Here is an 11,797-nt window from a genome sequence, read left to right as displayed (position 1 = left end):
GGTTTCTATGACGTCTTTGTATCTTGCCTCCGGTTCTCCGCGTCGCCAGGAACTGCTCGCGCAGTTGGGTGTATCCTTCGAACGCATCGTTACCGGTATCGAAGAAAAACGTGCTGAGGGCGAAAGCGCTCAGCAGTATGTCTCCCGTCTGGCGCGTGAAAAAGCGCAGGCGGGCGTTGCATGCGTGCCGCGTGACTTACCGGTGCTGGGGGCCGATACCATCGTCATCCTCAATGGTGAGGTGCTTGAGAAACCCCGCGACGCAGACCATGCTGCGCGGATGCTGCGTAACATGTCCGGACAAACCCATCAGGTGATGACGGCGGTAGCGCTGGCAGACAGCCAGTACGTTCTGGATTGCCTTGTGGTAACGGAAGTGACGTTCAGAGTCCTCACCGACGAGGAGATCGCCGGCTATATCGCCAGCGGTGAACCTATGGATAAAGCAGGTGCATACGGTATTCAAGGGTTGGGTGGCTGTTTTGTCAGGAAGATAAATGGCAGCTATCACGCCGTAGTCGGCTTACCGCTGGTGGAAACGTATGAGTTGCTGAGCAATTTTAACTCACTGCGTGAGGGAAGGGATAATTATGACGGCTGAATTGTTGGTAAACGTAACGCCATCGGAAACCCGTGTGGCCTACATTGATGGTGGCATTCTTCAGGAAATTCATATTGAGCGTGAAGCGCGGCGCGGAATCGTAGGCAATATCTACAAAGGTCGTGTCAGTCGTGTACTGCCGGGTATGCAGGCGGCTTTTGTAGATATTGGGCTCGATAAAGCGGCGTTTTTACACGCCTCCGACATCATGCCGCATACCGAATGCGTGGCAGGCGAAGAGCAAAAGCAGTTTGCCGTGCGCGACATCTCTGAGCTGGTGCGTCAGGGCCAGGATCTGATGGTGCAGGTGGTAAAAGATCCGCTGGGCACCAAAGGCGCGCGTCTGACCACCGACATCACCCTTCCTTCACGTTATCTGGTCTTTATGCCGGGGGCGTCGCACGTCGGCGTGTCACAGCGTATTGAGAGCGAAAGCGAGCGTGAACGCCTGAAAAAGGTGGTCAGCGCCTACTGCGACGAGCAGGGCGGGTTTATTATCCGTACCGCAGCGGAAGGGATCAGCGAAGAAGACCTGGCCTCGGATGCGGCCTATCTGAAGCGCGTCTGGACCAAAGTGATGGAGCGTAAAAAACGCAACCAGACCCGCTACCGGCTGTACGGTGAGCTGGCGCTCGCTCAGCGCGTATTACGTGATTTCGCCGATGCGCAGCTCGACCGAATCCGCGTGGACTCCCGTCTGACGTACGAAGCCTTACTGGAGTTCACCGCCGAGTACATCCCGGAAATGCCGGGGCTGCTGGAGCATTACACCGGACGCCAGCCGATATTTGATCTCTATGACGTTGAAAACGAAATCCAGCGTGCGCTGGAGCGTAAGGTTGAGCTGAAATCGGGTGGCTATCTGATCATCGATCAAACCGAAGCGATGACCACCGTCGACATCAACACCGGCGCGTTTGTCGGCCATCGCAACCTCGATGACACCATCTTTAATACCAATATAGAAGCGACGCAGGCCATCGCACGCCAGCTTCGCCTGCGTAATCTGGGCGGTATTATCATCATCGACTTTATCGATATGAATAATGAAGACCACCGCCGTCGCGTGCTGCACTCCCTGGAGCAGGCGCTGAGTAAAGATCGCGTGAAAACCAGCATCAATGGCTTCTCGCAGCTCGGTCTGGTGGAAATGACCCGGAAACGGACCCGCGAAAGCGTGGAACATGTCCTGTGTAATGAGTGTCCAACCTGCCATGGACGCGGAACGGTAAAGACGGTGGAGACGGTCTGCTACGAGATCATGCGTGAGATTGTCCGTGTCCATCATGCCTACGACTCAGACCGTTTTCTGGTCTATGCTTCCCCTGCGGTGGCAGAGGCCTTGAAAGGGGAAGAGTCGCACGCGCTGGCGGAAGTGGAAATCTTTGTCGGCAAACAGGTAAAAGTGCAAATTGAGCCGCTCTATAACCAGGAGCAGTTTGACGTCGTCATGATGTAAACGCAGTTCGCTGCGAGATTTAAGGCTGACAAGGAGAGACGCGTGAGGCGATTGCCGGGGATTTTACTGCTTACAGGGGCAACGCTGGTCGTGATTGTCGCGTTGCTCGTGAGCGGGCTGCGTCTCGCCTTGCCGCATCTGGACAGCTGGCGGCCGCAGATCCTGGCAAAAATCGAATCTGCCACCGGTCTGCCGGTGGACGTGAGCCATATCGAGGCAAGCTGGCAGAACTTTGGCCCGACGCTTGATGCGCGGGATATCAGCGCCAGCCTGAAAGATGGCGGCCATCTTAAAATCAAACGCGTCACCCTGGCGCTGGATGTCTGGCAAAGCCTGCTGCATCTGCGCTGGCAGTTTCGCGATCTCACCTTCTGGCAACTTCAGCTGATGACCAACACGCCGCTGCAAAGCGGCGACAGCGATCGTGGGCTGGAAACCAGCCGTATCAGCGATCTCTTCCTGCGTCAGTTCGATCATTTCGATCTCCGCGACAGCGAAGTGAGCTTTATAACCCTTTCCGGACAGCGCGCTGAGCTGGCGATCCCACAGCTGACCTGGCTAAACGGGAAAGATCGCCACCGCGCCGAGGGGCAGGTGAATCTCTCCAGCCTGAACGGGCAGCACGGCGTTATGCAGGTGCGGATGGATCTGCGCGACGACAATGGCCTGCTGAACAACGGCAGGGTGTGGCTACAGGCGGACGACGTGGACGTGAAGCCGTGGCTGGGTGAGTGGCTACAGCAGAACATGCAGCTGGAAACCGCGCGCTTCAGCCTGGAAGGCTGGATGACCCTGACGAACGGGGCATTCGCCAGCGGGGATATCTGGCTTAAGCAGGGGGGCGCGAGCTGGAAGGGGGAAAACCATCAGCATCAGCTTTCCGTCGATAACCTCACCGCACACGTGACGCAGGATAAAGGCGGCTGGCAGTTCGCTATTCCGGATACGCGCATCTCCATGGATAACAAACCCTGGCCGCGCGGCGCACTGACGCTGGCGTGGATGCCGGAGCAGGACGTCGGCGGGATAAACGGTAAACGCAGCGATGAGCTGCGTATCCGTGCCAGTAACCTGGATCTGACGGCGATCGAAGGGTTGCGTTCAATGGCCGCAAAACTCTCCCCGGAGCTGGGCGAAATCTGGCTGGCGACGCAACCGAGCGGGCAGATAAACCGGCTGGCGCTGGATATTCCGCTCCAGGCCACGGAAAAGACGCGTTTTCAGGCGGCATGGAAAAATCTCGCATGGAAACAGTGGAAGCTGCTGCCGGGTGCCGAGCACTTCAGCGGTAAACTGGAAGGAAGCGTGGAAAACGGCAGGCTGACGGCAGAAATGCAGGAAGCAAAAATGCCGTACGAAACGGTCTTCCGTGCGCCACTGGAGATCGAAAAGGGAAACGCCACTCTTAACTGGCTGAAGAATGACAAAGGTTTTCAGCTCGATGGTCGCGATATTGATGTAAAAGCCAAAGCGGTACATGCCCGCGGTAATTTCCGTTATCTACAGCCTGAAGGCGATGAGCCGTGGCTGGGCATTCTGGCAGGCATCAGCACAGATGACGGTTCGCAGGCGTGGCGCTACTTCCCGGAAAACCTGATGGGGAAAGCGCTGGTAGACTATCTCAGCGGCGCCATTCAGGGCGGTCAGGCGGACAACGCCACGCTGGTCTACGGCGGCAATCCGCACCTGTTCCCGTATAAGCATAACGAAGGCCAGTTCCAGGTTCTGGTGCCGCTACGCAACGCCACCTATGCCTTCCAGCCGGACTGGCCCGCGCTGAAGAATCTGAATATCGAACTCAACTTCCTGAATGACGGCTTGTGGATGAAGACGGACAGCGTTGCGCTGGGCGGCGTAACGGCAAGCAACCTGACGGCAAACATCCCGGATTACTCCAAAGAGAAACTGCTGATTGATGCGGATATTAAGGGGCCGGGTAAAGCGGTTGGCCCGTATTTTGAAGATACGCCGCTGGATGACTCCCTGGCGGCCACTCTCCAGCAGTTGCAGTTAGATGGTGATGTGAATGCTCGCTTACATCTGGATATCCCGCTCGACGGTGAAATGACCACCGCCAAAGGCGACGTTCGTCTGAACAATAACAGCCTCTATATCAAGCCGCTGGACAGCACGCTGAAAAACCTTAGCGGTCAGTTCAGCTTTGTTAACGGCAATCTGAAAAGTAAGCCGCTGAAAGCGACCTGGTTCAATCAACCCGTTAATATCGATTTCTCCACCACCGAGGGCGATAAAGCCTACCAGGTGGCGGTCAATATGGACGCGAACTGGCAGCCGTCACGCATGGATGTTCTGCCGAAGCCGATTGAGAATGCGGTGGACGGCGCGGTGTCATGGAATGGCAAGGTCGCCATCGACCTGCCTTATCATGCCGGTGCGCGCTATAACGTCGACATTACGGGCGATCTAAAAAACCTCAGTAGCCAGCTTCCCGCACCGCTGAACAAGAAAAGCGGTGAAGCACTGCCCGTCAACGTTAAGGTTGCGGGCAACCTTAACAGCTTTGATTTAACCGGAAACGCTGGCGGAACAAACCACTTCAACAGCCGCTGGCTGCTTAACCGCAAGCTGACGCTGGACAGGGCGATCTGGACGACGGACAGCCGTACCACGCCGCCGCTGCCGGAGCAGGCGGGCATTGAACTGAATCTCCCGCCGATGGATGGCGCAGAGTGGCTGGCACTGTTTCAGAAAGGTGTCGGGCAAAACGTCGATCAAACGGCGCAGTTCCCGCAGTCCATTACCTTGCGCACGCCTGCGCTGACGCTGGGTGGGCAGCAGTGGAACAACCTGAGTATTGTCTCCCGGCCGACGGTGAACGGCTCAAAGGTCGAGGCGCAGGGGCGTGAAATTAACGGTTCGTTGACGATGCGCGATAACGCGCCATGGCAGGCGGCTATCCGTTATCTCTATTACAACCCGACCTTTACGGCGTCTAAAACACAGTCGACAAGTACGTCTCCTTTCAGCAGCAGTGGAACGTCGCGCGTGGATTTCAGCAACTGGCCCGATCTCCAGCTGCGCTGTGCGGAGTGCTGGCTGTGGGGACAGAAATATGGCCGTATCGACGGTGATTTTGCTATTCAGGGCAATACGCTGAGCCTCTCTGGTGGGCTGGTGGATACCGGCTTTGGCCGCATGACCGCCGCTGGCGAGTGGGTGAACAAACCGGGTGAACAGCGCACCTCGCTGAAGGGCGATATTAAAGGCAACAAGCTGGACTCCGCGGCTAACTTCTTTGGGATCAGCACGCCGCTTCGCGGATCGTCCTTCGATGTGAATTACGATCTGCACTGGCGCGCGGCACCGTGGCAGCCGGACGTTGCCTCGCTGAACGGTATCCTCAGAACCCGTTTTGGTAAGGGACAAATTGCCGATGTTAGCACCGGTCATGCAGGGCAAATACTGCGCCTGCTGAGCTTTGACGCGCTGCTGCGCAAGCTGCGCTTCGATTTCAGCGATACCTTCAACGACGGTTTCTATTATGACTCCATTCGCGGAACGGCCTGGATCAAGGACGGCGTGATGCATACCGATGATACGCTGCTGGACGGCCTGGAAGCGGACATCGCCATGAAAGGATCAGTGAACCTCGTGCGCCGGGAGCTGGATATGGAAGCGGTTGTTGCCCCGGAAATCTCCGCTACAGTGGGTGTTGCTACCGCTTTTGTGGTCAATCCGATAATCGGCGCGGCGGTATTTGCCGCCAGCAAAGTGCTGGGGCCGCTCTGGAGCAAAGTCTCGATTCTGCGTTACCGCATTACGGGCCCAATCGATAAACCGCAGATTAATGAAGTGCTGCGCCAGCCGCGCAAAGAAGCACAGCAATGATTTGACGTGGGCAGGTAATTGCCTCACTCTCAATAATATTGATTTTATACCGCCACTGGCGGCAACGAACGAGTAGCAATACGATGAGTCTGAACCTGGTAAGTGAACATTTGCTCGCAGCGAACGGCCTGAGCCATCAGGACCTGTTCTCCATTCTTGGTCAACTGACCGAACGCCGCCTCGACTACGGCGATCTCTATTTCCAGTCGAGCTATCACGAATCCTGGGTTTTAGAAGACAGCATCATTAAAGATGGTTCTTATAACATTGACCAGGGCGTCGGCGTGCGCGCCGTCAGCGGCGAAAAAACCGGTTTTGCTTATGCAGACCAGATAAGCCTGGCCGCGCTGGAGCAGAGCGCGCAGGCGGCGCGAACCATTGTGCGTGATACCGGCGACGGTCGCGTGAAAACCTTGGGTGAAGTGCAGCACGCTGCGCTTTATACCAGCATCGACCCACTGCAAAGCATGAGCCGCGAAGAGAAGCTGGACATCCTGCGTCGCGTGGACAAAGTGGCTCGCGCGGCGGACAAACGCGTGCAGGAAGTCTCTGCCAGTCTGAGCGGGGTCTATGAGCTGATTCTGGTGGCGGCGACGGACGGTACGCTGGCCGCCGACGTGCGTCCGCTTGTGCGCCTCTCTATCAGCGTGCAGGTGGAAGACGACGGCAAGCGCGAGCGCGGCTCAAGCGGTGGCGGCGGTCGTTTTGGCTACGACTGGTTCCTCGGCGACGTTGACGGCGAAGCGCGCGCGGATGCGTGGGCAAAAGAAGCCGTGCGCATGGCGCTGGTCAACCTGTCTGCCGTGGCGGCACCTGCCGGTACGCTGCCGGTGGTTCTGGGCGCAGGCTGGCCTGGCGTGCTGCTGCACGAAGCGGTCGGTCACGGCCTGGAGGGGGATTTCAACCGTCGCGGGACGTCCGTATTCAGCGGTCAGATGGGGCAGCTTGTCTCCTCCGAGCTGTGTACCGTGGTGGATGATGGCACCATGCTCGACCGTCGCGGCTCGATTTCTATCGACGATGAAGGCACGCCGGGCCAGTACAACGTGCTGATCGAAAATGGCGTACTGAAAGGTTACATGCAGGACAAGCTTAACGCGCGTCTGATGGGCGTTGCGCCAACGGGTAACGGTCGTCGCGAATCCTACGCACACCTGCCGATGCCGCGCATGACCAACACCTACATGCTGCCGGGTAAATCCACGCCGCAGGAGATTATCGAATCCGTTGATTACGGGATCTTCGCGCCGAACTTTGGCGGCGGCCAGGTGGATATCACCTCCGGTAAATTTGTCTTCTCTACCTCAGAGGCGTATCTGATTGAGAAGGGCAAAGTGACCAAAGCGGTAAAAGGGGCGACGCTGATCGGATCCGGGATTGAAGCAATGCAGCAGATCTCCATGGTGGGTAACGACCTGAAGCTGGATAACGGCGTGGGCGTCTGCGGCAAAGAAGGTCAGAGCCTGCCGGTAGGCGTGGGCCAGCCAACCCTGAAGGTCGATAACCTGACGGTGGGCGGCACGGCGTAATTTTTTCATTTTCCCCTCACCCTAACCCTCTCCCCAACGGGGAGAGGGGACTGCTCCGTGCCGTCTTTTCTCCCTCGCACCTTTGGGGAGAGGGCCGGGGTGAGGGGGGAGGCCTACTCTTTCCTTCTTCCCCGCATCCCCTGAAACAGCTCTGCCACTTCCACAAAATAGTCCGTCAGATAGTTAATACAGACCTGCACCTTCAGCGGCAGCTTGTCCTTTTCGGTATAGAGCGCGTACACCGGGCGCGGATCCGACTGGTAGCGCGGGAAGAGGATCTCCAGTTCGCCGCTGTTGATCTCGTTGATCACCCACATCAGCGGCACGTAGGCGATCCCGGCCCCGGCCACCAGCCAGCGTGAGATGGTCATCGGATCGTTGGTCACGAAGCGGCCTTCAGGCAGCAGTTTGGTGGAAAGCCCTTCTGGCGCGATCAATTCAAATTCGTTATCTGGGCGAACGCTGTATTCCAGCCACGAGTGGTTGCTCAGGTCGGCAGGTTTTTCCGGTACGCCATACTGTGCCAGATAGCTTTTCGAAGCGCAGACCACCATCGGCATGCTGCCCAGTCGACGCGAGAACAGGCTCGAGTCCTGCAATGCGCCAACGCGGATCACCACGTCTAACCCATCGGCAATCAGATCCGGTGCCGGAATACCCGTTACCAGATTAACGGTTAAACCGGGATACTCTTTCAGCATTTCCGCCGTCATGGCAGCGAGAACATTTTGTGCCATAGTTGAAGAACACCCGATACGCAGCGTGCCGATAGGCGTGTTGTTAAAGGCGTAGAGCTGCTCGTGAACATCCTGCACTTCATGCAGCATTCGACGGCAGCCCTGATAGTAAATTTTACCCGCTTCCGTCAGCCCAATGCTGCGGGTGCTGCGGTTGAGCAGCTTCACCTGGAGCTCATCTTCCAGTTTTGACACTGTCTGGCTAATGGATGAGACGCTCATTTGTAGCTGACGTGCTGCGGCGGTAAAAGAGCCTTGCTCAACCACTTTCGCAAAGACGGACATGCGTTTTAGACGTTCCATTATTCACTCTGGCTTAAAAGTGATTTAGATCACATATGATAGATAACAGCATAACAGTTACGTTAATATATTATTAATTACATAACGGCTGCGCCACTCTCGCCCGGCAATTCATGCTCTCCTGCGGCGGCGTGAGCTTAATAATTCAGTAACCTGCATCTCTTTAATCAAGGTCAACATGAGTCTGTTTCCCGTTATCGTGGTGTTCGGTCTGTCGTTCCCACCGATATTTTTCGAGCTTCTTTTATCACTGGCGATCTTCTGGCTGGTGCGCAAGGTGCTGGTCCCTACCGGGATTTATGATTTCGTCTGGCATCCTGCATTGTTTAATACCGCGCTGTATTGCTGCCTGTTCTATTTAATATCGCGCATGTTTGTCTGAGGTTGATGTGAAAACGCTAACAAGAAAAATCTCCCGCACTGCCATCACTATGGCGCTGGTCATCCTGGCGTTCATCGCTATTTTTCGCGCCTGGGTTTATTACACCGAATCCCCGTGGACGCGCGATGCGCGTTTCAGCGCGGAGGTGGTCGCGATAGCGCCCGATGTCGCCGGTCTCATTACGGCGGTCAATGTCCACGATAACCAGCTGGTGAAAAAAGATCAGGTACTGTTCACTATCGACCAGCCGCGCTATCAAAAAGCGCTGGAAGAAGCGGAAGCCGACGTAGCGTATTACAACGCGCTGGCCGCTGAAAAACGCCGTGAAGCAGGACGTCGTAACAAGCTGGGCATCCAGGCCATGTCCCGGGAAGAGATTGATCAGTCCAATAACGTGCTGCAAACCGTGCTGCATCAGCTGGCAAAAGCGCAGGCGACGCGCGATCTGGCGAAGCTCGATCTGGAACGTACCGTTATCCGCGCCCCGTCCGATGGCTGGGTAACCAACCTCAACGTCTATGCGGGTGAGTTTATCACGCGCGGCTCCACCGCCGTGGCGCTGGTGAAACAGAACTCTTTCTACGTCCTCGCCTATATGGAAGAGACCAAGCTGGAAGGCGTGCGTCCGGGCTATCGCGCCGAAATCACGCCGCTCGGCAGCAACCGGGTCCTGAAAGGAACCGTGGACAGCGTGGCCGCGGGGGTGACCAACGCCAGCAGTACCAATGATTCAAAAGGGATGGCGACCGTCGATTCTAACCTCGAGTGGGTTCGTCTGGCGCAGCGCGTACCGGTACGCATTCGTCTGGATGAGCAGCAGAGCAACCTCTGGCCCGCAGGCACCACGGCGACGGTAGTGATCACCGGTGAAAAAGACCGTGATGCCAGCCAGGATTCTATCTTCCGTCAAATCGCCCATCGCCTGCGCGAGTTTGGTTGATCGCTATGGGCATTTTTTCCATCGCCAGCCAGCACATCCGCTTCGCCGTGAAGCTGGCATGCGCCATTGTGCTGGCGCTGTTTGTTGGCTTCCATTTCCAGCTTGAAACGCCGCGCTGGGCTGTTCTGACCGCCGCGATCGTCGCCGCCGGTCCTGCCTTCGCGGCGGGTGGCGAGCCTTACTCCGGGGCAATTCGCTATCGCGGGATGCTGCGTATTATCGGTACCTTTATCGGCTGTATCGCCGCCCTGACCATTATCATCCTGATGATCCGCACGCCGCTGCTGATGCTGATTGTATGCTGTATCTGGGCGGGTTTTTGCACCTGGGTCTCTTCGCTGGTGAAGGTGGAGAACTCGTACGCCTGGGGCCTGGCGGGATATACCGCGCTGATTATTATCATCACCATTCAGAGTGAACCGCTGCTTGCTCCGCAGTTCGCCGTGGAACGTTGCAGCGAGATTGTCATTGGTATCGTCTGCGCGATTGTCGCCGATCTGCTTTTCTCTCCGCGATCCATCAAGCAGGAAGTCGATCGTGAGCTGGACGCGCTGATTGTTGCCCAGTACCAGCTCATGCAGCTGTGCATTAAGCACGGCGACAGCGAAGAGGTCGACAAGGCCTGGAGCGCGCTGGTGCGCCGCACGCAGGCGCTGGAAGGGATGCGCAGTAATCTCAATATGGAGTCTTCCCGCTGGGAGCGTGCCAATCGTCGACTGAAAGCGATCAATACCGTCTCGTTAACGCTGATCACCCAGGCGTGTGAAACCTACCTGATTCAGAACACTCGCCCCGAAGTGGTAACGGATACCTTCCGCGAACTGTTTGATGAGCCTGTGGAGACAGTGCAGGACGTGCATCGACAGCTTAAACGCATGCGTCGTGTGATTGCCTGGACGGGCGAACGGGATACGCCAGTCACCATTTATACCTGGGTTGGCGCCGCAACGCGCTACCTGCTTCTGAAACGCGGCGTGATTAGCAACACCAAAATCAGTGCGGCGGAAGAAGAGGTGTTACAGGGCGAAGTGGTGATCAAACCGGAATCCGCCGAGCGTCATCATGCGATGGTTAACTTCTGGCGTACCACCCTGGCCTGTATACTCGGCACGCTGTTCTGGCTGTGGACCGGCTGGACGTCCGGCAGCGGCGCGATGGTGATGATTGCCGTCGTTACCGCGCTGGCGATGCGTCTGCCCAACCCGCGCATGGTCGCTATTGATTTTCTGTACGGCACCATTGCGGCGTTACCCATTGGCGCGTTCTACTTCCTGGTAATCATCCCCTCGACGCAGCAAAGCATGCTTTTGCTCTGTATCAGCCTGGCGGTGATGGCGTTCTTTATCGGGATTGAGGTACAAAAACGCCGTCTGGGATCGTTAGGTGCGCTGGCGAGTACGATTAACATCCTCGTGCTGGATAACCCGATGACCTTCCATTTCAGCCAGTTCCTGGATAGCGCATTAGGCCAGCTGGTGGGCTGTTTCCTGGCGATGATGGTGATCCTGCTGGTGCGGGATAACTCTCAGGCGCGGACAGGGCGCGTGCTGCTCAATCAGTTTGTGTCGGCCGCCGTATCGTCCTTGACCACCAACACCGCGCGGCGCAAGCAGAACCACCTTCCGGCCCTTTACCAGCAACTGTTCCTGCTGTTGAATAAATTCCCGGGCGATGTCGCTCGCTTCCGTCTGGCGTTAACCATGATTATCGCGCACCAGCGTCTGCGGAACGCGCCAGTGCCGATCAACGACGATTTGTCCGCTTTCCACCGCCAGCTACGGCGAACGGCGGACCATGTGATATCGGCATCCAGTGATGACAAACGTCGCCGCTACTTTAAGCAACTGCTGGAGGAGCTGGATATCTACCAGGAGAAACTGCGAGTCTGGGAAGCCCCGCCGCAGGTTACCGAGCCGGTAGAGCGGCTGGTGTTTATGCTGCACCGCTACCAGAATGCGCTGACAGACAGCTAACGAAGAGAAAACCGACGCCAAAAG

8 protein-coding genes are annotated in these 11,797 nt (G+C 56.9%); 7 read left to right on the top strand and 1 reads right to left on the bottom strand.

What is annotated here, in order from left to right; translation table 11 throughout:
* Window positions 1-7: 7 nt before the first annotated feature.
* The 4 genes from BFV65_RS19045 to tldD all read left to right on the top strand — a co-directional run bounded on the left by BFV65_RS19045 (window position 8) and on the right by tldD (window position 7,438).
* Complete coding sequence (locus BFV65_RS19045; RefSeq protein ID WP_003860403.1) at window positions 8-601, top strand: Maf family protein; 594 nt, start codon at window positions 8-10, stop codon at window positions 599-601.
* Window positions 591-2,060: a ribonuclease G gene (rng, locus tag BFV65_RS19040; protein WP_003860405.1), complete on the top strand. Its 1,470-nt coding sequence runs from the start codon at window positions 591-593 to the stop codon at window positions 2,058-2,060. The genes BFV65_RS19045 and rng overlap by 11 nt, the downstream gene beginning before the upstream one ends.
* 42 nt (window positions 2,061-2,102) lie before the next feature.
* Window positions 2,103-5,909 carry an AsmA2 domain-containing protein YhdP gene (gene yhdP / locus BFV65_RS19035; protein WP_069597001.1) on the top strand — a complete coding sequence of 1,269 codons (3,807 nt, stop codon included), beginning with the start codon at window positions 2,103-2,105 and terminating at the stop codon, window positions 5,907-5,909.
* 83 nt (window positions 5,910-5,992) lie between these two features.
* Window positions 5,993-7,438 (top strand): metalloprotease TldD, encoded by a 1,446-nt coding sequence (gene tldD / locus BFV65_RS19030; RefSeq protein WP_022649562.1) that lies wholly within the window; start codon window positions 5,993-5,995, stop codon window positions 7,436-7,438.
* A gap of 113 nt (window positions 7,439-7,551) precedes the next feature.
* On the opposite strand, the gene aaeR is transcribed toward tldD, so the two are convergent.
* Window positions 7,552-8,478: an HTH-type transcriptional activator AaeR gene (gene aaeR, locus BFV65_RS19025; protein ID WP_022649561.1), complete on the bottom strand. Its 927-nt coding sequence runs from the start codon at window positions 8,476-8,478 to the stop codon at window positions 7,552-7,554.
* 178 nt (window positions 8,479-8,656) lie between these two features.
* Here aaeR and aaeX point away from each other — a divergent pair, with 178 nt between their 5' ends.
* The 3 genes from aaeX to aaeB are packed head-to-tail and all read left to right on the top strand — an operon-like array spanning window position 8,657 to window position 11,773.
* Window positions 8,657-8,860 (top strand): p-hydroxybenzoic acid efflux pump operon protein AaeX, encoded by a 204-nt coding sequence (gene aaeX / locus BFV65_RS19020; protein WP_003860416.1) that lies wholly within the window; start codon window positions 8,657-8,659, stop codon window positions 8,858-8,860.
* A 7-nt stretch (window positions 8,861-8,867) separates the two neighbouring features.
* Entirely contained in the window at window positions 8,868-9,800 is a 933-nt protein-coding gene (gene aaeA / locus BFV65_RS19015) for a p-hydroxybenzoic acid efflux pump subunit AaeA (RefSeq protein ID WP_023298740.1), read from the top strand.
* A gap of 5 nt (window positions 9,801-9,805) precedes the next feature.
* Window positions 9,806-11,773: a p-hydroxybenzoic acid efflux pump subunit AaeB gene (aaeB, locus tag BFV65_RS19010; protein WP_063146511.1), complete on the top strand. Its 1,968-nt coding sequence runs from the start codon at window positions 9,806-9,808 to the stop codon at window positions 11,771-11,773.
* Window positions 11,774-11,797 lie beyond the last annotated feature (24 nt).

The organism is Enterobacter hormaechei subsp. hoffmannii (assembly GCF_001729745.1).
Taxonomy (GTDB): Bacteria; Pseudomonadota; Gammaproteobacteria; order Enterobacterales; family Enterobacteriaceae; genus Enterobacter; species Enterobacter intestinihominis.
This window is presented reverse-complemented; position numbering and strand designations above follow the sequence as displayed.